This window comes from Pedobacter sp. HDW13 (assembly GCF_011303555.1).
Lineage (GTDB): Bacteria > Bacteroidota > Bacteroidia > Sphingobacteriales > Sphingobacteriaceae > Pedobacter.
The window spans coordinates 1,690,659-1,717,106 of record NZ_CP049868.1 but is presented as its reverse complement, the minus strand read 5'-3'; the positions used below and the strand labels follow the sequence as shown (position 1 = coordinate 1,717,106).

General features: G+C 39.9%; 24 protein-coding genes and 1 pseudogene. 4 read left to right on the top strand and 21 right to left on the bottom strand.

Annotated elements, in window-relative coordinates; genetic code table 11:
* Positions 1-272: 272 nt before the first annotated feature.
* Complete coding sequence (locus tag G7074_RS07100; protein ID WP_205944168.1) at positions 273-881, top strand: SprT-like domain-containing protein; 609 nt, start codon at positions 273-275, stop codon at positions 879-881.
* A gap of 10 nt (positions 882-891) precedes the next feature.
* Here G7074_RS07100 and G7074_RS07095 read toward each other — a convergent pair whose 3' ends face one another.
* The 18 genes and pseudogenes from G7074_RS07095 to pdxA all read right to left on the bottom strand — a co-directional run bounded on the left by G7074_RS07095 (position 892) and on the right by pdxA (position 19,487).
* Positions 892-1,278: a hypothetical protein gene (locus G7074_RS07095; protein ID WP_124560621.1), complete on the bottom strand. Its 387-nt coding sequence runs from the start codon at positions 1,276-1,278 to the stop codon at positions 892-894.
* A 16-nt stretch (positions 1,279-1,294) separates the two neighbouring features.
* Positions 1,295-2,751: pseudogene (ade, locus tag G7074_RS07090) on the bottom strand (adenine deaminase).
* 269 nt (positions 2,752-3,020) lie between these two features.
* Positions 3,021-4,997 (bottom strand): thiamine pyrophosphate-dependent enzyme, encoded by a 1,977-nt coding sequence (locus G7074_RS07085; protein WP_124560619.1) that lies wholly within the window; start codon positions 4,995-4,997, stop codon positions 3,021-3,023.
* Between the two features lie 29 nt (positions 4,998-5,026).
* Positions 5,027-6,415 carry a LutB/LldF family L-lactate oxidation iron-sulfur protein gene (locus G7074_RS07080; protein ID WP_124560618.1) on the bottom strand — a complete coding sequence of 463 codons (1,389 nt, stop codon included), beginning with the start codon at positions 6,413-6,415 and terminating at the stop codon, positions 5,027-5,029.
* Positions 6,416-6,566: 151 nt separating this feature from the next.
* A complete protein-coding gene (locus G7074_RS07075; RefSeq protein ID WP_166207603.1) occupies positions 6,567-8,201 on the bottom strand; it encodes a M28 family peptidase in 1,635 nt (544 codons plus the stop codon).
* Positions 8,202-8,228: 27 nt separating this feature from the next.
* Complete coding sequence (gene rpiB, locus G7074_RS07070) at positions 8,229-8,666, bottom strand: ribose 5-phosphate isomerase B (protein ID WP_124560616.1); 438 nt, start codon at positions 8,664-8,666, stop codon at positions 8,229-8,231.
* A 45-nt stretch (positions 8,667-8,711) separates the two neighbouring features.
* Positions 8,712-9,596, bottom strand: a complete 885-nt coding sequence (gene tatC, locus G7074_RS07065; protein WP_124560615.1) for a twin-arginine translocase subunit TatC — start codon at positions 9,594-9,596, stop codon at positions 8,712-8,714.
* Between the two features lie 162 nt (positions 9,597-9,758).
* A complete protein-coding gene (locus G7074_RS07060) occupies positions 9,759-10,961 on the bottom strand; it encodes an LVIVD repeat-containing protein (RefSeq protein ID WP_166207600.1) in 1,203 nt (400 codons plus the stop codon).
* Between the two features lie 213 nt (positions 10,962-11,174).
* A complete protein-coding gene (gene accC, locus G7074_RS07055) occupies positions 11,175-12,515 on the bottom strand; it encodes an acetyl-CoA carboxylase biotin carboxylase subunit (RefSeq protein WP_124560613.1) in 1,341 nt (446 codons plus the stop codon).
* A gap of 97 nt (positions 12,516-12,612) precedes the next feature.
* Positions 12,613-13,089: an acetyl-CoA carboxylase biotin carboxyl carrier protein gene (gene accB, locus G7074_RS07050; protein ID WP_124560612.1), complete on the bottom strand. Its 477-nt coding sequence runs from the start codon at positions 13,087-13,089 to the stop codon at positions 12,613-12,615.
* A 194-nt stretch (positions 13,090-13,283) separates the two neighbouring features.
* Positions 13,284-14,282: a beta-ketoacyl-ACP synthase III gene (locus tag G7074_RS07045; protein ID WP_124560611.1), complete on the bottom strand. Its 999-nt coding sequence runs from the start codon at positions 14,280-14,282 to the stop codon at positions 13,284-13,286.
* A gap of 9 nt (positions 14,283-14,291) precedes the next feature.
* On the bottom strand, positions 14,292-15,230 hold the full coding sequence (plsX, locus tag G7074_RS07040) for a phosphate acyltransferase PlsX (protein ID WP_124560610.1): 939 nt from the start codon (positions 15,228-15,230) through the stop codon (positions 14,292-14,294).
* A 101-nt stretch (positions 15,231-15,331) separates the two neighbouring features.
* Entirely contained in the window at positions 15,332-15,523 is a 192-nt protein-coding gene (gene rpmF / locus G7074_RS07035) for a 50S ribosomal protein L32 (protein WP_025143959.1), read from the bottom strand.
* 15 nt (positions 15,524-15,538) lie between these two features.
* Positions 15,539-16,069 carry a DUF177 domain-containing protein gene (locus G7074_RS07030; RefSeq protein WP_166207597.1) on the bottom strand — a complete coding sequence of 177 codons (531 nt, stop codon included), beginning with the start codon at positions 16,067-16,069 and terminating at the stop codon, positions 15,539-15,541.
* A 133-nt stretch (positions 16,070-16,202) separates the two neighbouring features.
* Positions 16,203-16,535, bottom strand: a complete 333-nt coding sequence (locus G7074_RS27060) for a sulfurtransferase (RefSeq protein WP_240916492.1) — start codon at positions 16,533-16,535, stop codon at positions 16,203-16,205.
* Between the two features lie 38 nt (positions 16,536-16,573).
* Positions 16,574-17,044, bottom strand: a complete 471-nt coding sequence (locus G7074_RS27055) for a sulfurtransferase (RefSeq protein WP_240916491.1) — start codon at positions 17,042-17,044, stop codon at positions 16,574-16,576.
* The gene (locus G7074_RS07020) at positions 17,034-18,215 is read right to left on the bottom strand and encodes a nitrate/nitrite transporter (protein ID WP_166207595.1); all 1,182 of its coding nucleotides are present in this window, start codon (positions 18,213-18,215) and stop codon (positions 17,034-17,036) included. The genes G7074_RS27055 and G7074_RS07020 overlap by 11 nt, the downstream gene beginning before the upstream one ends.
* 192 nt (positions 18,216-18,407) lie before the next feature.
* Complete coding sequence (gene pdxA, locus G7074_RS07015) at positions 18,408-19,487, bottom strand: 4-hydroxythreonine-4-phosphate dehydrogenase PdxA (RefSeq protein WP_124560606.1); 1,080 nt, start codon at positions 19,485-19,487, stop codon at positions 18,408-18,410.
* Positions 19,488-19,670: 183 nt separating this feature from the next.
* On the opposite strand from pdxA, the gene rsmA reads away from it, so the two are divergent.
* Both rsmA and G7074_RS07005 read left to right on the top strand, forming a co-directional pair.
* The gene (gene rsmA / locus G7074_RS07010; RefSeq protein WP_124560605.1) at positions 19,671-20,456 is read left to right on the top strand and encodes a 16S rRNA (adenine(1518)-N(6)/adenine(1519)-N(6))-dimethyltransferase RsmA; all 786 of its coding nucleotides are present in this window, start codon (positions 19,671-19,673) and stop codon (positions 20,454-20,456) included.
* Between the two features lie 236 nt (positions 20,457-20,692).
* The gene (locus G7074_RS07005; RefSeq protein ID WP_166207592.1) at positions 20,693-21,295 is read left to right on the top strand and encodes a thioredoxin family protein; all 603 of its coding nucleotides are present in this window, start codon (positions 20,693-20,695) and stop codon (positions 21,293-21,295) included.
* A 79-nt stretch (positions 21,296-21,374) separates the two neighbouring features.
* Here the strand turns inward: G7074_RS07005 and G7074_RS07000 are convergent, their stop codons facing one another.
* Positions 21,375-21,656: an ATP-dependent Clp protease adaptor ClpS gene (locus tag G7074_RS07000; RefSeq protein ID WP_121948908.1), complete on the bottom strand. Its 282-nt coding sequence runs from the start codon at positions 21,654-21,656 to the stop codon at positions 21,375-21,377.
* Between the two features lie 152 nt (positions 21,657-21,808).
* On the opposite strand from G7074_RS07000, the gene G7074_RS06995 reads away from it, so the two are divergent.
* A complete protein-coding gene (locus G7074_RS06995) occupies positions 21,809-22,855 on the top strand; it encodes a 3-oxoacyl-ACP synthase III family protein (protein ID WP_124560603.1) in 1,047 nt (348 codons plus the stop codon).
* Positions 22,856-22,981: 126 nt separating this feature from the next.
* Here G7074_RS06995 and G7074_RS06990 read toward each other — a convergent pair whose 3' ends face one another.
* Positions 22,982-25,438: a hypothetical protein gene (locus tag G7074_RS06990; RefSeq protein ID WP_166207589.1), complete on the bottom strand. Its 2,457-nt coding sequence runs from the start codon at positions 25,436-25,438 to the stop codon at positions 22,982-22,984.
* The gene (locus tag G7074_RS06985) at positions 25,404-26,429 is read right to left on the bottom strand and encodes a hypothetical protein (protein WP_240916490.1); all 1,026 of its coding nucleotides are present in this window, start codon (positions 26,427-26,429) and stop codon (positions 25,404-25,406) included. The genes G7074_RS06990 and G7074_RS06985 overlap by 35 nt, the downstream gene beginning before the upstream one ends.
* Positions 26,430-26,448 lie beyond the last annotated feature (19 nt).

Here is a 26,448-nt window from a genome sequence, read left to right as displayed (position 1 = left end):
AATTGCACAAGATTTTTACCACAGTGAAAACAGAGCTAAAATATAGAGCACAAAGAGCTTTATGAAAGAAGATTTATTAACAAGAACCATTATTGGGTTGGAGATGGATGTTCATACCGCTCTTGGTCCGGGCGAATATCACAAAAACTACTCTGTTTTCTCTGTATAAACTCAATGTTCTCTGTGTTTAAAAACTATAATCATTCTGTTTTTTCATTGTAAAACTTTGAGGCTTTAGTGGTTAAAACTTAAAAATATTTATCTTAGCATCTGTGGAAAAGGTAAAAGTTTTAGCGCAATATATGCCTGCAGAGGCAGCACCGCTAATTGCCAAGTGGATTGATTATTTTCAGTGCGAATTTAAGATCGCCAAAACCCGTTCTACCAAACTGGGCGACTACCGCCATCCTTTCCGTGATAAAGGCCACCGTATTTCTGTAAATTTTAACCTGAACCATTATGCTTTCCTGGTTACTACCGTACACGAATTTGCCCATTTGTTAACCTGGAACGACTTTAAGAATAAGGTAAAACCGCATGGTACCGAATGGAAGAAAAACTTCCAGCGCATGATGGTCCCCTTTTTTGACATGAATATTTTTCCGGATGATATCCATAAAGCGATAGATAATTACATGTCGAACCCTGCGGCCTCGAGCTGTTCAGATTTACATTTATCGCGTGCACTAAAAAAATACGATGCTGATACAACAGATATCTTGCATGTAGAGCAATTACCTGCTAATGCAAATTTCAAAATTAAAGATGGCCGCCGTTTTACCAAAGGCGAGCGCATCAGAAAACGTTACCGCTGTGTGTGTTTAGATGATAAACGCGTTTACCTGTTTAATCCACTAGCGGAGGTGATTTTATTAGATTAAAAAATTAATCCTACCAATTTCCATCAGCAGAATATAGAAAATCAATATTATCTTTTGAAGTTTTACATAACCAATTGTATCCAGTTGAAACATTTATCATAAGATCAATTGCTTCTAGGTATGATGCTGTAGTTAATTCGCAAATAAATGTTGATGCTTCTGATGTTTTTAGTACCCCATTGTCAATTGAGGAAAGTTTTAATATTAATTTACAATTTACGGATTTAACATATTTTGTTATTTCAATATCAAGGCCGTTAGTAACAAGCACTTTGATTAGATTAATCAACTTTGCTGTTTGAGTTTCGTCAAAATCATATAATCTAACTATATTTTCTGATACTACTTGCTTAAATTTCCCACTATCGCTTAGGTTTTCAATAAAATCTAATTTCATAAAATACGAAATGATTTTACACCAACTTAAACTCATCCCCATCAAATAAACCTTTATCGCTTAGTTTCAGGTGTGGTATAACCAAAAGTGCCATGAAGGAAAGTGTCATAAATGGAGCGAGGAGGGTTGATCCCAAATCTTTAGCAAATTGATCGATAGCAGTATAACATGTGGCAACCTCATAACCATTGTGGTTACTCATTAAACCAGCAACTGGTAGGGGCAGCACTTCTTCTTTTCCATTACCTAGGGCTACAACGCCACCGGTTTCCTTAATCACCAGGTTTACCGCCTCACAAATACTTTTATCATCAACACCCAAGGCAATAATATTATGGCTGTCGTGCGCAACACTTGATGCAATTGCCCCTGTTTTAAACCAAAATTTTTAACAAAGGAAATGGCGATGGGCGCATCGTGGTAACGGTTAACCACTACCATTTTTAATACATCATTGGCTACATCACTCACTATGTCTCCGTTTTCTACCTTTGGTGTAACAAGTAACTTATTGGTGATCAACTGACCGTCTAAAGCTTCAATAACCGGAATTTCGAGCTGATTTTTGTATGGTAAAATAAAATCTGCTTCTTTTTTCGGGCTGCAATCAAAATGGTTAATCGATTCTTTGCTCGCAACATGATTGATCCAATTACCCACCATTCTGCCATTTTCTGCCAGCAAAAGCCCATTTACATAGGTTTGTTTAACTTGGAAACTGATCAGGTCTTCAATTACAATAAAATCTGCATCATCATTTACCTGTAAAGCACCAACATCCAGTTTATAATGCAATATCGGGTTAATACAGGCTGCACGGAGCACTTTAAAAACATCAATCCCTTTAGCTACAGCTCTTGCACAAATTTCGTTGATGTGGTTTTCCACTAAACTATCAGGGTGCTTATCATCGCTGCAAAACATCATCATTTCCGACCAATCGTGAAGCAAATGGATTAGTGCCTCAAAATTTTTAGCGGCACTGCCTTCGCGAATCAGGATTTTCATGCCACGTTGTAGTTTATCCAGTGCTTCCTCGGCGGTAAAACATTCGTGGTCGGTAGAAATACCTGCATCGATATATTTTTGAGCTGCATCGCCACGTAAACCCGGAGCATGTCCATCAACCGGTTTACCCAAGTGGTGGGCAGCTGCAATCTTTTTTAAAACTTCCTCATCTTTGTACAATACTCCTGGAAAATTCATCATCTCGCTGAGGTATTTAATTTCAGGACGTTCTAAAAGTGCTTTAACATCATCGTGGTTTAACTCAGCACCAGCCGTTTCGAAAGCGGTGGCAGGAACACAACTTGGCGCACCGAAATTGAATTTAAATGGCACGGTATTCCCATTTTCAATCATAAATTCTACGCCTTCCATGCCACATACATTGGCAATCTCGTGCGGATCGCTAATGGTCGCTACGGTGCCATGTACAACGGCTAGCCGGGCAAATTCACTTGGAATTAACATGCTGCTTTCGATGTGCACATGGCTATCGATAAAGCCAGGAGTGATAAACTGGCTGCCAGGCTGTTCTTCCGAAATTTTAGTAATAGATTTTATCTTTCCGGCTTCAACCTCTATTTCGCCAAAGAAAATATTTCGCTTAGTGATATTAACTATGTTTCCGCTGACTTTGAAAGTGCTCATTGCAATTTGATGTTTAATCCTCGTCACCCTGAATTCATTTCAGGGGCTCAATTAGAGGTGCTGAAATAAATTCAGCCTGACGATAAAGGTTAGTATTTTAATAATTTATCAATCGTTTCGGCTAATCTGGCTTTAGCTAAAAAATTATCTTCGAGTACCTTACTCATTGGAATGGCAGTATCTAAACTTGCACAACGCATTACAGGTGCATCGAGGTGGTGGAAGAGATGCTCTCCAATCCAGGCCGAAATTTCAGCACCAAAACCATTAGTCAGTGTATCTTCATGCAAAATCAATACCCGTCCTGTAGCTTTAACAGCCTCTTCGACGGTTTCCTTATCCCAGGGTTGGAGCGTACGTAAATCAATCAGGGTTGCTTCTTGCTCAGGATGGTCATTTAAATACTCCAATGCCCAGTGTATACCCAAACCATAGGTGATGATGGAGAGCTGCTTACCAGTTTTTAAAGTAACTGCTTTGCCAATTTCGGTGGTATAATAGCCATCGGGCACCGGTGCGCTTAAACTTCTGTACAGGTATTTATGTTCAAAATAGATCACTGGATTAGGATCGGCAATTGCTGCCAAAAGCAAACCCTTGGCGTCTTCGGGGAATGCCGGGTAAACAATTTTTAGACCGGGTGTTTTGGTAAACCAGGCCTCGTTGCTTTGCGAATGAAAAGGTCCTGCACCTGTTCCGGCGCCAGTAGGCATGCGTACTACCACATCGGCTTTTTCTCCCCAGCGGTAATGTGTTTTTGCCAGATTATTCACAATTTGGTTAAAACCTACAGTTACAAAATCAGCAAACTGCATTTCTACAACAGCTTTATAACCATTAATGGATAGGCCTAAACCTGCCCCAACAATAGCCGATTCGCAAATAGGAGTATTGCGAACCCTAGCTTTACCATATTTGGCGGTAAAACCATCCGTAATTTTAAAAGCCCCGCCATATTCGGCAATGTCCTGTCCCATTAGAACCAGGTTGGGGTATTTTTCCATAGCTAAATCGAGCGCATCGCTAATGGCATCTAAATATCTTTTTTCGGTTGAAGATTGGCCTGATTGAACGACTTCCTGTTCAAAAGGGAAGTACATGTCTTGTTCTTCCTGAAGGGCATCGGCAATGGGTTCGGGCTCATTAAAAGCTGATTCAACTTCTAATTCAATGTTCTTTTTTACTTCAATTTTTATATCAATAACCGAAGCAGATGTTAACACCCCCTGCTCAATTAAATAAGCCTCAAAATTGCTCAGTGGATCTTTCTTTTCCCATTGATCAAATAACTCCTGCGGAACATATTTGGTTCCTGATGCTTCTTCGTGTCCACGCATTCTGAAGGTCATGCATTCTACCAAAATAGGTCTGGGATCTTTTCTGATCTCCATAGCCAGCTGGTTAATGGTATCGTACACTTCAAGAATGTTATTTCCGTCAATTTGCCGCCCTTCAATGCCGTAGCCAATGGCTTTATCAACCAGGTTTTTACATCTAAATTGCTCTGATTTTGGCGTAGAAAGTCCATAGCCATTATTCTCAATCAAAAAGATAACAGGAAGTCCCCAAACAGCAGCAACATTTAACGCTTCGTGAAAATCGCCTTCACTGGTTGCACCCTCGCCGGTATAAACTAAAGTAGCATGCTGTTTATTAGCCAGAAGGTCGGCCAATGCAATGCCATCTGCCAAGGCCATTTGTGGGCCTAAATGGGAAATCATCCCTACAATTTTATAGTTTTGTGTACCGAAATGAAATGAGCGGTCGCGGCCTTTGGTAAAGCCTGTTAACTTGCCCTGCCATTGGGCCATTAACTTTTTTAAAGGAATATTACGGGAAGTAAAAACCCCTAAATTGCGGTGCATGGGCAAAATGTATTCTTCGTGCTGCATGGCCAAAGTACTGCCAACTGCAATGGCTTCCTGCCCAATACCTGAAAACCATTTACCTATGCGTCCCTGGCGCAATAATTTGAGCATTTTATCCTCCACCATCCGGGGATAAAGGAGCTTTTTATATAAATTCAGTAAGAATTCGTCGTCTTTATCTCTTCGGTTAAAATGCATATTTGGTTGTTTTGGCTAATGGTTTCTGACTAGGATTCCCGGTTCTTTTTCATCTCCTCAAACTGTTTTGCGAAAGATTTATCTGCAACTTTTGGCATTTCGCGGTATTTGCCCCAACTCTTTTTAAAGAAGGTTTTGAGCATAAAATTTTTAAACTTTCCACCAAAGAAATCCATCCACTTGCGTTTTTGCATCATTTTGTTGAACATGCTCCAGCCCATTTCTTCCTTTTTGCCGTTCTCGTGTCCGGCTGCTGCATCTCGTCGGTTTAGCAACAGCATTTTATGGATATCGATTTTTACCGGACAAACCTCCGAGCATTTTCCGCAGAGACTGGAAGCATAGCTTAAATGCTTAAACTCCTCCATGCCTTTTAAGTGCGGCGTAATAACCGAACCAATTGGTCCGCTATAGGTGGTGTTGTAGGTATGCCCACCAATATTTTTATATACCGGGCAGGCATTTAAGCAGGCCCCGCAACGGATACAGTATAAGCCTTGCCGCTGATCTTTTTGTGCCAGTAAATTGGTGCGGCCGTTATCTAACAAGATTACATACATTTCTTCGGGGCCATCCGTTTCATTTGGCTGACGGGGACCGCTTAGAATGCTGTTGTAAACCGTTAAATTTTGCCCGGTTCCGTGCGAAGCCAGTAAAGGCCAGAACAAATCCAGATCGGCCATAGAAGGGATTACCTTTTCGATACCAACAATGGCTATATGGATTTTAGGAAATGTAGTACTTAAACGCGCATTACCTTCGTTTTCGGTGATGGCAATACTTCCGGTATCGGCAATCAGGAAATTTCCTCCGCTAATACCAATATCAGCATTTAAATATTTTTCTCTGAGCAGCTCCCTAGCTTTTTGCACCAGTTGTGGTGGCGTAGCATCGATAGGGGTGCCAAATTTATCGTGAAATAATTGCGCAATATCGGTTGCACTTAAGTGCATGGCCGGGGTAACAATGTGGTAAGGTGCCTGGCCCAATAACTGAACGATATATTCACCAAGATCACTTTCCAGCGATTCGATATTGTTTTGCTCCAAAAAGTCGTTCAGGTGGATTTCCTCCGTCGTCATCGATTTGGATTTGATGACGGTTTTGCCATTGTTTCTTTTAATGATATTGAGGATTTCCTGCTGGGCTTCTGCCGCATCGTTTGCCCATATAACCTTACCGCCTCGGCGCTGAAAGTTCGATTCGAACTCGGGCAGGAACTTATCAAGATTTTCCATTACCCGCCATTTTACTACGTGTGCCTTTTTTTTAGACGCCTCGAGGTTTTCGAACTTTGACAAGCCGCGTTCAACTGCTGCATTGTATTTACCAATATTGTAATTTATGGTTTTACGATGTGGTAAATCGAAAGCTTTCTCATCAGACTTCTCTAAAAATTCCTCGGCAGTTTTCATCAATGGCAATTTTATTACAGGGGTAACGAAGAATAGCTACTTTTAGTTTTTAGCTACTCCGTTAAAAACCAAAGATATGAATTTATACAGGCACCAAAAGTAATGTGCACAAAAAAAGCCCCAACATTTCGCTGAGGCTTAGTCTTTTGAATTATTATTTCTTCGGATTACCTTTTCCATCCATGTCTACTACCGGACGTTTAGCTCTGTTAGCCAGTTCCCATGCAGTATAGTAGGTTAACTTGGCTCTTTTTGCTAGTAGCGGGAAGTTGATTTTACTTACTTCATCGCCTGGTTTGTGGTAATCCTGTTGTAACATTCCATCATAATAGAAAATAATCGGAATACCTAATTTGGCAAAGTTGTAGTGGTCTGAACGGTAATAAATTTGCTCAGGGTCTTTTGGATCATCATATTTGTAATCCAGTTTCATTTTGGTATAGGTAGCATTTACCTGCTCGCTTAAATTAGCCAAATCGCTGCTCAACATTCTCGAGCCTACTGAGTAAATGTAGTTAGCAGAATCTGGTTTGCCCAAATATTCTTCACCTGTACGGCCAATCATATCGGTATTTAAATCGGCAATGGTATTGGCTACAGGGAAAACAGGGTGCTCAGAGTACCATTCAGAACCCCAAAGGCCTTTTTCCTCACCGACCACTGTCATAAATAAAATGCTGCGTTTAGGACCTTTGCCTGCTTTTTTTGCATCCGTAAAGGCTTTTGCCATCAATAAAACACCTGTAGTACCCGATCCATCATCATCGGCACCGTTGTTTACTTTATCTTTCGCGTTTGGATCAGTTTCTAAACCAATGTGATCATAGTGGCCTGTTAAAATCAATACTTCTTTTTTAAGTACCGGATCAGAACCTTCTAAGTAACCCAAAACATTTTCGCACCTAACTGATGCTTCATTTTTGGCTGCACTTGCAGAGAATGGAACATTTACTATTTGCGAAGCAGGCGTAACGCTTTCCGTAATTTTCTTTTGTAAATCTGCTACCGTAGTATTGTTTGCCTTTAACAGGTCGTTTGCCAATGCCACAGAGATTGAAATACGCGGAATTTCGTTTTGCTTTTGTGCCTCGATAGCAGCATTGGTTTTCACCATTACCCTGCCTTTATTTTGGGCTTGCTTGCTATTTTCGGTAATTCTATCAACACTTGGATCGATCAGTATAATGGCTTTAACATTATTCTCTGCAAAATATTTTGCCCTGCTATCTAACATGGCGCGGTAAGCTGCCCTGTCAATTCTGGTACCTTGTTTAACTGTAGGGTCACCACCATTAAACATCATTACTACCTTTCCTTTAATGTCGGTTCCGGCAAAGTCGTTGTAGTTATCTTTCTTGATCCCGTAACCGATAAATACAATCTGATCGGTAGAAAAAGTGAAACCGTTATCGCTGATTAAACTAGGTGAAACGATATAATCTTTCTGATATTCTTTCGGTTGACCATTAACGGTTACATGGCTTTCTTTTAACGTAACATTTACCAGATTAATTTTCTGAAAATAGCTGCCATCAACAGGGCCTTTTAGTCCGATAGATTTAAAATAATCGCGGATATAATCTGCAGCCATCCAGGCACCTTTGGTTCCTGTTTCGCGACCTTCGTATTCATCAGATGCCAAAACAGACAGGTGTTTATAGGCATTATCCGGGTTAATGGCTTTGCTAAATTTAATCGCGTCTTTATTGGCCGGGAGCGGTTTGATCTGGCCAAAGCAACTTGCTGTAACAAGCGTAACCAAACCAAGGGTTAAAAACTTTTTGTTCATTATGATAATAGTTAGTTGAGTTTCTTGTTAGCACGAAATTTTTTCGACCCGGTTTTGGTGGCGACCGCCTTCAAATGCCGTAGTTAAAAAGGTTTCGGTAATTTTTTTTGCTTCATCTTCTGAAACAAAACGGGCCGGAATGCAAAGTACATTAGCGTTATTGTGCTGACGTACCAGTGATGCGACTTCGTTTTCCCAGCATAGACCTGCTCTAATGCCCTGATGTTTGTTTGCTGTTATAGCCACACCGTTTGCCGAACCGCAAAGTAAAATACCGTAGGTAAATTCCCCGTTTTCAACAGCCGAAGCAACAGGATGTGCAAAATCAGGGTAATCAACTGAATCTGCAGCATAAGGGCCAAAATCTTTTACTTCGTAATCCTGTAAAAAATCTTTTAATATTTCTTTGTATTCGAATCCGGCATGATCCGCGCCAATAGCAATTTTAATTTTTGTATCAGACATTGTCAAATTTATAGAGAATTATGAATTCTGTTCGTAATGTTTTTGTTAGTTAGCGTAGAAAGCAGCTTCGGCTTTTTTCTTCTTTCTTTCGATATATGCCGAAACAAAAATACTGGCTTCATACAGTAGAAATAATGGAGCAGCTACAGTTAACATCGTCAATATATCGGGGGTTGGCGTTACAATTGCAGCAATAATTAGAATAATAACTGTCGCATATCTTCTGCTCGCCCGCATCAGCTTAGGCGTCATTAAACCCAGTTTCGATAGAATAAAAATAATAATTGGGAGTTCAAAAATAATTCCGGTTCCTAATGTTAGTGTTGCGATCGAAGAAACATATGAGTCTATTGTGAAAGTATTTTTAATTTCAGTACTAACAGTATAACCCGTTAAAAAGTTAATTGATAGTGCGCAAATAATAAAATATCCGAAAATAATCCCAATGATAAAAAGAACAGAAGCGAAGAATACAAAACCACTGGCCGATTTACGTTCATTCTCATGCAATGCGGGTTTAATAAAACGCCAGATTTCCCATAGTAAATATGGAAAACCAAGTACAATACCACACATTACACAAACATTTAATTGCAGGTTAAACTGACCTGCCATTTCGGTATTGATAATTTCGCCATTGATTTTGGTGATACACATATCCTTACCAAGTGATGGAAAGTGTTCTACCAGTTTACACATCATGCGGTAGGTCCAGAAGTCTGGTTTCTTTGGACCAAAAATGATTTTGTCTAAAATTTCTTCATTGAAATAAAAGGCGATACCTGTAAATACGGCAATGGCAATTACTGCTCTGATTAAGTGTTTGCGGAGTACATCGAGATGATCAAAAAAAGACATTTCTGCCTCTAATGTTGTGCTTTTTTTTCCGATCGCTTTTGTTAGTGATCTTTTTTCGTTAGTGTCGCTCATGTTGAAAACAAAAATACCATTCTATTTGAATAGAATGGTATTTACGTGTTAAATATAGAAATAGTTTATCTTATTCTGAGAATTGCCTGTAAAAATAGAATACTACAATTAAAAAATAAAATTTACCACTTAAAAAGTACTGCAGCTATTAGCGGGATCTGGTTAGTAACTTTGTACCCTAATCAAACTCAGCTGCCTTAAATTTGCAGCATTGCTGTAGTCAAATTGATAAATGCCATCTTCACCGGTTACAATTAATGATTTAGGGCCTGCAATAACATCAAAGCTTTTAATTTTACTTAAATGCTGTAGCATGTTGTTCCCTATTTTATTTTTATCGGCGATATTAAAGCTCTTTATTCCAAAAGCGCCTTCGCAAAGAAATAAATTATTGGCACTTACGCTTAAACCATGTGGATTTTGCATCGGATAAACCGCAAGCTGTTTTGGTTTTGTCGGGTCTTCAATATCAACAACTTCCAGTTGATTGCTTGCTTGCCAGCACATGTTCCCCGTACGTAGGGTAACGTAGGCATATTGCCCTTGCACAACCACAGGATCGCAAGCAAAAATATGGCTGTAAGTAGATAGTTTTACAGGATTAGAGGGGTCGGCAGCGCTAAAAATATGCATTCCCCTATTGGTGCCTATAAACAACTTATTTTCGTATGGGAAAATAGTTTCTACTCCCCAGCCTAAATTAATATTTTTTAGAAAAGTTGGATTTGATGCTGTTTTCACATCAAAGAGATTCAGCTCGTTACTGCCTACCGCATATAAATAATCGCTTAGTAAGGTAAACCTTGCCATCGATCCGCCCTGACCTGAAGTACCACCATAGCTCGAATTGGCATACATCAAATCTGATTTGTAATGCGTACTCTTGTTTACTACGGTGTCTTTATAGGTTACCACATATTTTTGAGCGCCGGCAGTATAAAATTGGTTAAATACATCGTTTAATCTTTTTACTTGTTTGATATTGGTAATCACTGAAATATCAAAGGCAAGTAAATCTACATAGCTGTCGGCATATAGAATATTATTGTTAATTGCAAGATCTGCATTTCCCGGTATTTGTAAAAAAGCAATGTTTACAGGGGCACCCGGATTAGCGTTATTGTAGATATGGATGCCTTTATTGGGTTCATTAATAAACAGCAGATCTTTGTAGATGTATATCTTTCCGGTTTTTTTTGCCCGTACAGGTTTGGTAATGCCTACAGGTAATGCCCTCATGGCCTGAATAGTGATTGGTTTGGCAATTTGTATTACCTCAAATTCGTCACTGTTATTTTTCTTGCATTGAGATAGTATTGCTACAGTAAATAGCAATAGCAAGCTGTTAAATAGAATTTTTTTCATGATTTGGTGGTTTTACGTACAAACGAAAGCCACTACTAAAACGCTACATAATAGTTCGTTAATGTTTTTTTTCAGATAATCACTAACATCTTAAGTCAGTAACTCTTTTTAAATTGGTGAAACAACCAGATGTTATTCGAATCCCAAAAAAAGAGGCTGTCCAGTTATTTTTGGAACAGCCTCAATGGGTACTAAATATAAGTTTAGACTATATTATTCTGAAAATTCAAATGTTTCCATGAATTTTGTAGTGAAGTTTCCGGCCCTGAAGTTAGGGTCTTTCATTAACTGCAAATGGAAAGGAATGGTAGTTTTAATACCTTCAATTACAAATTCGCTCAAAGCACGCTCCATGGTGCAAATGGCTTCTTCGCGGGTTTGTGCTACGCAGATTAATTTTGCAATCATCGAATCGTAGTTCGAAGGAATAGAATATCCAGCGTAAACATGCGTATCAACACGAACACCATGACCACCTGGCGAATGGAAATTCGTAATTCTTCCTGGTGATGGGCGGAAGTTGTTTGCCGGATCTTCGGCATTGATACGGCACTCAATTGCGTGCATTTCCGGAGTATAGTTTTTACCTGAAATTGGAATTCCGGCAGCAACTTTAATCTGTTCTTTAATTAAGTCGAAGTTGATTACCTCTTCTGTAACCGGATGCTCTACCTGGATACGGGTATTCATCTCCATGAAATAGAAGTTACGGTGTTTATCAACGAGGAACTCAATAGTACCTGCACCTTCGTAATTCACAGCCATCGCACCTTTAATAGCAGCCTCACCCATTCTTAAGCGAAGTTCTTCGGTCATAAACGGCGAAGGAGATTCTTCTACTAATTTTTGGTGACGACGTTGAATTGAACAATCACGCTCTGATAAGTGACAGGCTTTGCCAAACTGATCGCCAATAATCTGGATTTCAATGTGGCGTGGATCTTCGATATATTTCTCTAAATATAAACCATCGTTACCAAATGCTGCGCCAGATTCCTGACGGGCACTATCCCAGGCATTCTCAAAATCTTCATCTTTCCAAACTACACGCATACCACGGCCACCACCACCGGCAGTAGCTTTCAGGATAACCGGATAGCCCATATCGTTGGCAATTGCAATACCTTCTTTAACGCTGGTAAGCAAACCGTCTGATCCTGGAATGGTAGGAACGCCAGCTTTTTTCATGGTTTCTTTGGCAGAGGCTTTATCGCCCATACCATTAATCTGCTCTGGCGTAGCACCAATAAATTTGATGTTGTACTCTCTGCAAATGTTAGAAAACTTAGCGTTTTCTGACAAGAACCCATAACCTGGGTGTATTGCGTCGGCATTCGTTAATTCGGCAGCCGAGATAATATTTGGGATATTTAAATAAGAATCTTTACTAGGTGGGGGGCCAATACAAACAGCCTCATCAGCAAAACGTACGTGTAAACTTTCGCGATCGGCGGTAGAATAAACAGCAACCGTTTTGATGCCCATTTCCTTACAGGTACGGATAATACGCAAAGCGATTTCTCCCCTGTTGGCAATTAGTATTTTTTTAAACATAATTTTTTAATTTAGGATTGCACAGATTTAAAAGATTACGCCGAATTAACGGCATAATTGAAACCTGTGAAATCAAATTAATCTGTGAAATCAGATTCTAAATAGGTTCTACCAAAAATAATGGTTGGTCGTACTCAACCGGTGATGCATTATCAACCAGGATTTTAACGATACGGCCTGAAATCTCGCTTTCAATCTCGTTGAAAAGTTTCATTGCCTCAATAATACAAACTACTTTACCTGCACCGATTTCATCGCCAACATTTACAAACATTGGTTTCTCCGGGCTGGCAGAACGGTAGAAAGTACCGATCATTGGAGATTTAATGGTTAAGTATTTCGAAGTGTCTTCTGCAGCGGGTACAGCAGGTGTTGCTGCAACTGGGGCAGTAGGAGCTGTAGCAACTGGAGCAGCAGCCTGTACAAGCGGAGCTTGCGGGATGGTTGCATGCACAACTGTAGGTGCTTGGTTTGTTTTGATCGTGATTTTGAAGTCCTCTTGCTCAATGGCAACTTCGTTTACTCCAGAACGAGAAACAAATTTGATCAGTTCCTGTATTTGTTTGATATCCATTTTTTAATCCTTGTTATGTGAAAAAAAGTGTATAAATGAATTAACTAAGTTATACTTTTTTTGTTTTAAATTTTAATTATTGCGGGGTGCTACGGCTACTCTTTGCGTTAATGGTTTTTTGGTTGATGGTTAATAGCTAAATACTATCAACTAATGTCCATTAACTATGGAGCCATTGTACTATAGACTTTAACCTAGTTAGAGTCATATGCCCATTTCAGATAAACAGAACCCCAGGTAAAACCACCGCCAAAGGCCGCTAACACAATGTTATCGCCTTTTTTTAACCGGCTTTCCCATTCCCATAAACACAATGGAATGGTACCGTTGGTAGTATTTCCGTAACGTTCGATGTTAATCATCACCTTATCGGTGGTAACGCCCATGCGGTTTGCAGTAGCATCGATAATACGTTTGTTGGCTTGGTGAGGTACTAACCAGGCTACATCATCAGCGGTTAAGCTGTTGCGTTCCATAATTTCTGCAGCAACATCAGCCATATTGGTTACAGCAAATTTAAATACTGTAGGGCCTTCCTGGTGTGCAAAATGCTCTCTGGCATCAATGGTTTCGTGGGTAGCCGGTTTAACAGAACCACCAGCTTTCATGCCTAAGAAATCTCTTCCGGCGCCGTCGGTTCTTAAAATCGAATCCTGAATTCCCAAACCTTCTTCATTTGGCTCTAATAAAGCGCAACCGCAACCATCACCAAAAATAATACAGGTGGTACGGTCTTCGTAATTAATAATCGATGACATTTTATCGCCACCAACTACCAATACCTTTTTGTGCCTGCCCGATTCGATAAATGATGCACCTGTAGAAAGGCCGAAAATAAAGCCAGAACAAGCGGCTTGTAAATCGTAACCCCATGCGTTGGTTGCACCAACTTTATCTGCTAAAACGTTTGCTGTTGCAGGGAAAGTAAAATCAGGAGTAGTGGTGCAAAAGATAATCAGTTCAATTTCTTTTGCATCAATTCCTCTTTTTTTAAGTAAACCGTTTACAGCGTGAACAGCCATATCAGAAGTACCTAAACCTTCTCCCTTTAAAATTCTACGTTCTTTAATCCCCGTTCTGCTTGTAATCCATTCATCCGAAGTGTCAACAATGGTTTCTAACTCTGCGTTTGTAAGCACATAGTCGGGGACGTAACCATTTACTGCTGTAATAGCAGCGTGAATTTTACTCATTTTAATAAATTATTTAAATGCCATTCTAATTTTTTCTACCAATCCGGTAGTAATCATTTCCCTGGATTGGAGAACCATATTTTTAACAGCTAAAGGACTGGAAATTCCATGTCCGATAACTACGGGAGCGTTAACACCTAGTACCGGGCTTCCACCGTATTGTTCGTAATTGAAACGATCGAAAAACTCATCTTTTAATCCTTTCTTAATGGTGAGTACGTAGAACGATTCTGCCAGCTTTAGCATTACATTCCCGGTAAAACCATCACAAACAATCACATCAGCCTTGTCATTAAATAAATCTCTGCCTTCAACATTGCCTACAAAGTTAAACAAGTTGGTGTCTTTCATCAACGGAAAAGTGGCCATGCTTAGCATGTTTCCTTTTTCATCTTCTTCACCAATATTCATTAGCGCTACTTTAGGGTTTTCTATCTGCAAAAGATTTTCTGCATATAAACTACCCAGTACACCAAATTGTAGTAAAATATCTGGTTTACAGTCGGCATTTGCGCCAACATCTAAAAGCAGGCCAGTGCCGCCTTTAATTTTAGGAAGGATTGTACATAAACAAGGGCGAATGATGCCCGGAATGGTTTTAACGCTAAATACAGCGCCAACCAGCATGGCTCCAGAATTACCTGCACTTGCAAACGAATCGATTTTACCTTCTTTTAAAAGGTTAAAACCAACTGCGATGCTTGAGTTAGGTTTCTGAACAATTGCTTTGGTAGGATGTTCGCCCATACCAATTACTTCATCAGTATGAACGTATTCAAAATGATCTGGATTAAAGCCTTCTTCTGCAAGAATGGGTTTAATCTGTTCGGTATCGCCAATAAGAACAAGGTGTTCTCCGGCGTTAAGCGATTGATGAGCAGCTATTGCTCCCAAAACAATTGCTTTGGGAGCATAGTCTCCGCCCATTATGTCGAGGCCTATTTTCATAGAAAAAATCTGTTTGTGTTAAGTCAGGTGTAATCCTGAATTTTTCAGTTGACTAAGGTATGACTAAAGCCGCTGAAAACACAAACAATTTTTTAAGAAAATTACCCAATCTGAGTATTTTCGATAACCAGTTTACCGTTGTAGTATAAGTTACCATCAACGTTGTAAGCACGGTGAGGTACGTGGATAGCACCTGTTGCCGAGCATGTTGCTAAAGAAGGAGTAACTGCTTTGTAGTGTGTTCTTCTTTTATTTTTTCTCTGTTTCGAGATTTTCCGTTTTGGATGTGCCATTGGTGTATAATCTAATTATTTTTTTAACTTATTAAGGGCTTCCCAACGTGGGTCGCTTGTTTGTTCATTTTCTTCTGCTTGTTTGGCAATTGTTAATTGCTCCAGGCGATCAATCATCTCCTGATCGCAATCTTTGTTTGCCTGCTCGCAGTTTTTGATATAAGGTACCGCTACGTTAATCATCTCGTATAAAGGCCCTGATATATCAATCTCAGAATCTTTGCGGCTTAGCGTAATAATCTCTTCATCGTTGCTCTCCAGTTCATCTTCAGCAAATTTTACAATCTGCCTTTCGTAAAGATTTACCGGATAAGCAAATTCGGATAAACATTTATCGCAATCTAAATTTACAGTACCAATAACTTTGAATTTTAGTATCAACATGGTTTCTTGTTTATCAAGTTCCAGGTCAACTTTCAAATCCCCACTTTTAATTAACGAATACTCAAAAGCATTAAAAAAGCGGTCATCAAGCTCATAATCAAACTGATGAGTTCCCAATTTTAATCCGGTAAACGGTAATGAAAATTGTTTTAGTGGGTTCAAAGTACTGTAAAATTTTAGCCTGCAAATGTAGGGATAAAATAATTAGATTAAAAATGTTTTTTAAAAATTGTTGATGTTAACTCTTGATTTTTAGACCTTACAGGTTTTTAAAATCTGTAAGGTCTGTGTAAGACTAGCCAGCCAGTACCATTTCCTTATTATTTCTGCTCCATTCGCTCCACGAGCCAACATACAACTTAGGGATAGGTAAGCCTGCATAATCCATAGCCAAAAGGGTATGACAAGCCGTAATACCTGAACCACAATGCACAATTACATTTTCAGGAAGGACGTGCAATAAGGCTGCTGCATATTTTTCTTTCAATATTTCGGGTGCAAGGAAAGCGCCTGTTGCATCTAAATTTTCGGTGAAGGGAATATTGGTTGCTCCAGGTATATGGCCCGCAATTAAATCAATAGGCTCTGTTAAACCTGCAAACCGGTTGGCATCGCGCACATCTATCACAATGTAATCGTCTGTTTTTGCTACTTTTTCTACTTCGTTTATATCGGATAGGGGTAGGTTCCAGGCTGTGATTTCGTATTTTTCAACAGCCTTTGGAATTTCAATTTTATTTGTTGTTGGGAAACCGGCTTTAACGGCCGCTTGAAAGCCCCGTCAATTACCTGTACTTTTTCATGGCCTATTGCTTTTAACATCCACCAGAGCCTCGCAGCTGCATTACCGCCATTTTTATCGTCGTAAACAATTACATGGGTATCTTTTGTAATTCCAAACCTTTGCAAAACCAGTGTAAATTGCTCCAAAGTAGGTAGTGGATGGCGGCCACCTACAGCAAAATCTACAATATTGGCTAAATCATTGTTTACATCTGCGAAAAGTGCTCCGGCTAAATGCTGTTCATCATATCTTTCTTTTGAGCCTGCACTGGCATCGATAATTACGATTTCTTCGTCTTGGTTTAACCAGGTTAATTCTGCTGGTTTTATGATGGGTGATAGTTTAATACTCATGATTGTTTTTTAATAATGCCAAAAGTCCCAAAACAGGCCCAATAGCTAAGACCATATAAAGATAGTGCGAATTCGTCTCTTTCGCCAATAGATTAATTACCTGAATGCTAATAATGGTGATGGCAAAACCGATACAATTTACCAAGGTTAACGAAGTTCCCCTTAAACTTTCGGGTGCGTTTTTAGCAATTAATGAAGAGAATAGCGGAGAATCTGCAGTACCTGATAATCCCCAGATAAATAAGAAAAATAGCAAGGTATACACTGAATCTGCAAAGAGAAAAATAGGGGAGAGTAAACAGCATGAGCCAGATATGGCCAGGGCAATCATCGCAATGCGTTTGGCGTCAAATTTTTGAGATAGCAACCCGCCTACCATACAGGATAATCCACCAGATCCGATTACTAAAAACGAAAATAAGGGAGTATTTAACTCAGCGGCTGGGTGCGTACCGTTGTAATGGAGCAGCATTGCCGGTAAAAATGCCCAAAAGGTGTATAGCTCCCACATGTGGCCAAAGTAGCCAAAAGCCGCTGAGCGGAAACCTGGGTTTTTAAATCCGCTTAAACAGGAACGAAAATCAAATTTTTGCCCGGGTTTTCTAAATGGTCCATCGGCAACAAAGAAAAGGATACTGCAGGCACCAATTACCGACAAAGTTGAGGTTGCATAAATCACGTATTTCCATGGGAAATCTGCTGTAAATGTTTTCAAAAGATGGGGAAAAGCGGTGCCTAAAACTAGAGCACCTACCAAAAAGCCCAGCGATTTGCCTAAACCATCTTTAAAATAATCGGAGGCTATTTTCATCCCAACGGGATAAATGCCTGCTAACATAAAGCCGGTTAAAAAACGGAATAAAAGTAATAGTCTTACATCGGTTATTTCGAGACAGATGGCAACGTTAAACAGTGCTGCTGCAATCCCACACGCAAAAAAGACTTTTGAAGGTGAGAACAGGTCGGAAATGGCAAAGAAAGCAAATAGCAGTGTGCCGGTGATAAAGCCAAACTGCACCATACTGGTAAGATTGGCTAAAAGGTTATGCTCAAGGGGGAAATTTTTAACAATATCAGGGAGTACAGCATTGTCCGCAAACCATAAAGAAGTGCACAAAAATTGTGAGATAACAATAATGGGCAAGATGCCAGCAGCTTTAGGGGCTTTCATTTGTTAAAACTTTCAGTTTTATTCTTGCAAACAGATTTCTCCACTACGGTCGAAACGACGGTTCCGCTTGAGGCTTTGTCTTAAAGTATTTAGTCCTCGGACCCCTGATTTTTTGATTTCGGTCTTTTTACCGCCTAAGACATTTAAGGGCATTTAAGCTTTTAGCTTTAGTCTTTAAACTTTAGCCTTCCCTTAAGAAGCATCATCTTTAATGTCGAACTGTGTTTCTACTACTTTACCGCCGGTACGTAACTGGTTGCCCAGCATTTCTTCCTGTTCTCTACGTTTTTTTACAATGTGGATAGCCGAAAACAAGGCCTCGGTAAACGAAGTAGGATCGGCCAGATCTTTACCTGCAATATCATAACCCGTTCCATGATCGGGAGAGGTACGTACAAAATTTAAACCTGCCGTATAATTTACACCATTGTGGAAAGCCAGTGTTTTAAAAGGAATAAGCCCCTGATCGTGATACATGGCCAGTACGGCATCAAACTGTTTGTAGCTGCCATTGCCAAAGAAACCATCGGCAGGGTATGGTCCGAAAACCATCATGCCTTTATCGTAAGCTTCCTGAATGGCCGGACTTATAATTTCTGCCTCTTCTGTGCCTAATAAACCGTTATCACTGGCATGCGGGTTTAGACCCAAAACAGCGATTTTCGGTTTTTCAATCCAGAAATCTTTCTTTAAACTATCGTTAATCAGCTTTAATTTGCTGGTAATTTTTTCTTTGGTAATTGCTGCCGGTACATCTTTTACCGGAATATGTCCCGTAACTACACCTACGCGCAGGCCTTCGCTAATCAGGAACATCAACACGTCTTTACTGCCACTTTTTTCCTGCAGGTATTCTGTGTGGCCCGGAAAGGCGAATGTTTCAGACTGGATATTGTGTTTGTTAATCGGAGCAGTAACCAAGGCATCGATATCGCCATTTACCAGATCGGCAGTGGCACGCTCCAGCGATAAAAGAGCATATTTACCGCCAGTTGGGGTAACCTGGCCAAGTTCTATTTTTACATCTTCTTCCCAGCAATTAATCATGTTTGCCCTTTTTGCCTGTGCCTGGTTGGCCTGGTTAATCACGTTAAAACTGAAATCGCCAAGATTGTTTGCCTTCCTATGAAATGATGAAACCTTGGTGTGGCCATAAACTATTGGTGTGCAGTAATTTAAAATAGCAGGGTTGGATAATGTTTTAATAATCACCTCTAAACCTATGCCGTTCACATCGCCTATACTGATACCTATTTTAAGTTTATTGCTCATAATTACTGAAAAATTTTAGCGCAAATTACTGATTTTCGATTAAAGAGGTGCTTACCCGATAAAAATTAGTTATTTTGTAATAAAATATAGTGAACGCGAAGATGCGATCTATACGGATGATAGGCAGGTAAGTGCACAATTTTCTGTGGGTTCCGTGCCTCCGTGGCAAAATAATGCGCAAAGATGAGTTTAGTAAAAGCAAAAAAACATTTAGGTCAACATTTTTTAACCGATAAAGGCATTGCCAGCCGCATTGTAGAAGCGTTGGTAAATACCGATAAGTACCACCAAGTTTTAGAGGTGGGCCCCGGGATGGGAATCTTGTCTGATTTTTTGTTGCAGCGCCAGGATTTAGAAACCTACCTGATTGACATCGATACGGAATCGTTTCACTTCTTGAACGAAAAGTACCCGCAATTGGGCGATCGTTTAATTAATGGCGACTTTCTGAAACTCGATTTTGATGCTATTTTCCCAGGTCAATTTGCCATTATTGGTAATTTCCCTTACAATATCTCCTCTCAAATTTTATTTAAGATTTTAGATAACCGCCATAAAGTTGTTGAGATGGTGGGCATGTTCCAAAAAGAAGTTGCCCAACGTTGTGCGGCTCCGGCAGGTAGCAAAGAGTATGGTATTTTAAGTGTATTTCTGCAGGCTTACTATAAAATTGAATATCTGATTACAGTTAAGCCAGGCACTTTTAATCCACCGCCAAAGGTGCACTCGGCAGTAATCCGCTTAACCCGAAACGAAGTGGAGACTTTAGATTGCGACGAAAAATTATTCTGGCGCGTGGTTAAGGCTGGCTTCAATCAGCGTAGAAAAACCTTGCGTAATGCTGTTTCTTCAGTAATGCCTAAAGATAAAATGGACAATCACATTTATTTTGAAAAACGTGCCGAGCAGTTAACCGTTGCCGATTTTGTGGCCTTAACCCAGCATGTAAGTCAATTAATGGCGGTTTAATCATTAGTATATTTTTTAAACCAGTATTGCGGTATAAACCCCGGTTATTAATCCTCATGATTAGATTTTTGCTGTCTTTAGAGATTCTTCACTGCGTTCAGAATGACAGTATGATAGAGAAAATTTAAAATCTGTGTCATCTCAAAATCGGTACAATCACCCGCTTGCGATTCTTGCAAAATCATGATTATTTTCAGCTAATTTCTCCTTTTCTTTGCCTCATAATTATAAACATCATGGTTAATTATCGCGAAATTTTTGACGAACAGGGAATGGACTATGCCACTTACCGTCAATTGGTTGACAAGCTTTTAGCTGCCGGACAAACTACCGGTCCGGATAACTCTGAAGCCATGCTGCACTATAGTAAAATGAATGTGCAACGTATGAACAGGGTTGATAAAACGATTAGTTTAAACGAAGCACTAACTGCTGCAATTAACGATTTAAAAGGAAACTATAAATTATGGGTAATTACTGAAGGTTGGTGTGGCGATGCTGCACAGATTGTTCCGGTTTTTAATAAAATAGCTGAAGCTGCTCCCGATAAGTTTGACCTGAAGTTTGTATTGCGCGATAAAAATCTACCACTTATCGATGCACATTTAACCAATGGGGGCAGGGCTATACCGGTTTTGCTGGTGTTAGATGAAAAAGGAGAACAGGTTCTAAAAAGCTGGGCACCGCGTCCACAGGTTTTGCAAAGCCTGTTAAAAGGATGGAAACAGGAAAATACCGATCCGATGGCTACAGCCGAGAAATTACATAGCTGGTACGCAAAAGATAAAACGCAAACTACACAGGCAGAATTAGCGGAGTTGTTGAGCGGGTTGGAATAACGGGTCAGTAATCCTGATCCAATAACTATCTGATTTGTTTCAGGATTTCTCGTTATAAGAAATAGAGTAAATCCAGTAATTAATCAACCGAAACGGTTAAACCTTCCTGTTGTAAAATTTTGCGGTAAACTTCCATCTCTGTAAAAGAGCCTTCAAGCACGGGGCACTTGCCTTCATTATGCACTTTCCAGGCAATTTTCTCTGCCTGCGATTCGCTGTAATCTAAATATTTCATCATGCAGTAAATTACATGATCGAAAGTATTGATGTCGTCATTCCACAAAATAAGGCGATGTACGGTTTTAAGGGAAGTTAAAATTTCTTCGAGTGTAAAGGTCTCTTCTTTGGTTTCTGTAGACATGGCGCAAAAATAAACAATAATTTAGAAGATTTGAGATATTAGACCTGAGATATTAGATTTTAGGTGATTACGCTGAAATCTCACTACTCAAATCACGCTTCTCATATCTTTTTTATTGATTAACTTTGTTTAACCAAAATATAAATAACAGGATGCATCAATCTAAAATTGCCGGAATTGGCTACTATGTTCCGAAAAATATTTATACCAATACCGATTTAAGTCGTTTCATGGAAACCAGCGATGAGTGGATACAGGAACGTACCGGTATTAAGGAACGCCGTTTTGCCGATCGTAACGAGGAAACTACCACTACAATGGGTATTGAGGCTGCTAAAATTGCTATCGAACGCGCTGGTATTACGGCAAAAGATGTTGACTTTATCGTTTTTGCTACGCTAAGTCCCGATTACTATTTTCCGGGTTGTGGTGTTTTGCTACAGCGCGAAATGGGTATGGGCGAAATCGGTGCTTTAGATATCCGCAATCAGTGCTCGGGTTTTGTATATGCACTTTCTGTTGCCGATCAGTTTGTAAAAACAGGCATGTATAAGAACGTGCTGGTTGTAGGAAGCGAGAAACATTCTTTTGCTATGGATTTCGAAACCCGTAGCCGTAATGTATCGGTAATTTTTGGTGATGGTGCAGGTGCAGTGGTGCTGCAGCCGACAGATGGGGCTGGCAAGGGGATTTTGAGTACGCACTTACACAGCGATGGTGCCGATGCCGAAATTCTGGCCATGTATTATCCCGGATCACATGCCAATAAATGGTTAAAAGATAAACCGGCCTACCCTGAACAGGAGTTGGGAGGTTTGTTTATGACGCCTGAGATTTTAGAAAGTGGTGCAGCTCTACCTTATATGGATGGCCCCGCAGTTTTTAAAAAAGCCGTTGTAAAATTTCCTGAAGTAATAAAAGAGGCTTTAGCTGCGAATAATTTAACCGAAAAAGATATTGATATGCTGGTGCCGCATCAGGCTAATTTACGTATCAGCCAGTATGTACAGCAGTTGTTGGGCTTAAACGACGATCAGGTGTTTAATAATATTCAAAAATATGGCAATACCACAGCCGCTTCCGTTCCGATTGCTTTGTGCGAAGCCTGGGAAGCTGGTAAAATTAAAGATGGCGATTTGGTTTGCCTTGCTGCCTTCGGTTCGGGCTTTACCTGGGCAAGTGCTTTAATCAGGTGGTAGTTTTTAAGGATTAAAATAGGTTCACTGGAAGTTTGTCACGTTGAGCCTGTCGAAACGCCCCATATAGCGTTAGGGCAGGTCCTTCGATAGGCACAGGATGACAATCTTTAGTAGTAACGCGGCATGTTATTTTTTACTTTTAGCGGCTATAAAATCCCTTAAATAACTGCAATCGCCCGCCGCAACCTGATAAAAAGGAGTTTTGTTATAATTAAGCCTTAATTCTATAAAATAAGGATTGTTGTAATTGGCCTTGATAAAGTTTCTCCATTTCACATCAGTTTTATCGTAATATGAGAAAGATAGCGGATGTGCATTCATGATAATTTGTTTCTGCAGGCATTTGGCGAGCATAAAAGTGCATTTGGCTTTAAAATCGGGATTGCTACTTAACGACCTCGCTTTTAAATACCAGGCCTTGGCGGTCTGTGCCTTTTTATAATCACCATCGTAAACAAATTTGGCAGGGGCACTATTATCGTACGATGACCAGTCGTAGCTGATTAAAAACCAGCTATTGCCATAATAACCTGTTTGGTAAACTGCGTTGGCCATTTTGTAATAATAGGTGGCTGCATTTTTTTTATCGCTCACCAGTAATTTCTGTAAACGAAGCATTTCGGCTGCAAAAGCCTTTTTGGTAACCGATGCTTTAGCCGTTACATATTTTTTAGGATAATCGTTAGTGGTTTCGATAAAAGGATTGGCATAAAGTTTCGAATTAGATTCCCCGCCGTACCAGTTTTCGGGAGCAAAATATTTATAATCTGCCGAAACCTTTGCAAACATCTGAACAGCCTTATCGTACTGGTGGGTGCGCAGATAAGTGGTGCCATATAGCTCATAAAAATCATCGTTTTTAAGCTGATTTAATGCCGAAGCCAACAAAGCGGTAACATCGTTGCCGGCGGCTTTGGTTTTATAAACGGCCAAACCCTGCATGCTTTTCGGACTCAGATTTTTTTGCCAAAAAGCTATACTCTGGTAGCTCATATTCTGAAAAAGCGAATTTTGTTTTAATGTTTTATATTCCAGATCGCCTTTAACCATAGCGAGAGCTGCTTTTGCTGTATCGCCCATACTTAAATAGGCTGGAGCCAATATCTGCTGGTAAAAATTTCGCGTGGTTCTGCTAAAGCGCTTTTCGGCCCGATTGGTGTCGTAATAATATTGTTCGTTGGGTTGAGTTTTATTTTCTGCAAACCGTTTTTCATCCAGCCATTTCAAGGTCGGCAATAAATCGTTTTCGTTAAATGGATTACCTTTTTTAATGTTTTTCGCTTTAATCAATAAATCAACAATCCGGTATTGATCGCGCAGCCTTTCAGGTAATTTATCAGATTTTAAGATGGCAAGGTAGTTTGAGGCCATAAAATCTTTGTTTTCCATCCACGATAAATAGGCCGCAGTTAAAGTACCCAGTTCAGGCTGAGGGTATTTTTTTTCTGTTGCCAGTTTTACCGCAAAATTCCTGATTTCGTTCAGGTGTTTAAGGTTAACTGCTTTTAAACTGTCTTTATATTTCGAACCACCATTATCCGAAAAGTAGTAATTGTAAGCTATTTTGGCAATATCATTGGCTTCGATCAGATTTTGTTCTAATTTGTTTACCTCACGTACCAATAAGGTTCCGTTAAGCTGGCTTTTAGGCTCGTACTGGTAAACTTTCTGCAAACTTTCTATACCCGAATCGGCATCACCAAAGCCGTTAATGGCCCAGATATTGGCCTTTTCGTTATCGGTTTTAGCGTATTTTAATGCGCCGTTTACAGGTGTACTGTTATAATAATAGTTTTTATAGGCTTGTACCCTGCGTTCGGGATTACTGGCAAAAACCTTTGAGAATAAAAAGGCCGATTCTTCCGGATTACCTAACCTGCGGGTCGATCCGGCATAAAGTGCCAGTCCCCAGCCTTTAACGGCACTGTTTAGCTTGCTTGTTTTAATGTATTTCTCGTAAGTCGATTTACTTTCGGCGTGGAAGCCACCAAAATGAAACATACGAGCCGATTGGTAGGCATACCGCAATTTCAGGAAAACATCCTTTTCATCAGCGGTAAGCTTTAAACCTTCGTTTGCTTTTTCAGCCATGGCTGTGGTATCGCGTGGTTTCGCATCCCACAGGCTAAATTCTACATTGGCTAACGGCTCGCAGCTTTTGGCAAATAAATAATATTTTAATGGTGCTTTACGTTTGCTCAATGCCTGGATAAAGGTATTCTGCTGCAAGCTATCGGGCAATTGCGATAAGCTTCCGTCAAAATTGGCAAGTTTGGCACTGGTTGCGCTGTCGGTTTTATACATTACTTTCAATACATCCTCTTTTTTAACGTTGAGGTATTTAGCCCATTCGCGGCTGTTGATATCAGGCTCGTTTTCTACATCATCTTCACTGTTTAAATACACCATTTCGTTATAAGCAAAAGGGGCATATTCATCGCCTTCAATGTTGTTATGGAAATAGGAAATGTAATAATCGTAGGGGTCTATCTCGCCGCCACAGGCAATGTTTACGGCTATTTCACCGAAAAAGGTGAGGAGAAATACACTAGAGATCAGCGATAATTTTTTGAAAGTCATCATGGGTAAAATGTTTTAACAGGTCGGTGTCTAAATGGTAGAAAACAAGGTTTCGTTCTTCAGGCTTTAAATATCGGGATAAAAATTTAGCAGTAGAAGATAAATCTTGTGCCGAAATTTCTTCCCAGCGTACTACATCGCCACTTTTTAAGCCTGCATCGGGGTAATCAACAAGTAAATCGTATAAAATGGAATTTTTGCGCTGTTTAAAAAGTTTTGGGTCCTCTAGTTGTACTTTACTGATGTGTTTGGAAATACCTGCATACTCCTGATTTCTGAACACCACAGCCCACTCAAAAATGGGTAAAGCCACATCAAGTGCCAGCGGGTATTGCGCCAGATAATCTTTGAGGTAAAGATCCATTTCGTGCTGATTTAAAATAGAGTTCTGTTCGCCGTATTTGCGCAGGTTACCCATATTGTAGCACATTAAAATTGCCCTTTCTACCGGTGGAATTCCGCTCGATACAATGTTTTTAACCTGGTGCAGGCGTAAGGTTACCGAAATGGCTTTGCCCTTCAAAAGTGGGGTTGCTTTTAATTGTTCAAGAAATTTAAAGTAGGCAACTTTGGTGGTTTTGGTCCAGTCGCAATCGATCTGCAGTTCGGCATAATTTCGCTTTCCCGATTGTTTCACCTTATCATCTACAAATTTGGCTATGCGGCTGGCTAAAACGGCTGTTTGCTGCGAATCGATTTTATTGAAAACGTTGTTCACAATAAATACAACCGGAATAATGTTCAGCCCGTCAGGCAAAGAATCAGAAAATTTAATGGGCGAAACAGGAGCGGGCTGCTGTATATCCGGATTAAAATCTACATCCATTATGCGCACGTAGAGCGATTTTGATTTAAACTGATTGAGGTAAGTAGTTTCTGCTGGTTTATTGCGGTAATCGGTTTTCCAGTAATAAAAAGTAGGGTGAATAACCGATTTTTGCTTACAGCCGAATAAGAAAAAGGCAAAAATCACTAAAATACTTATCTTGCGCATATCAATTTTATCGATCAAA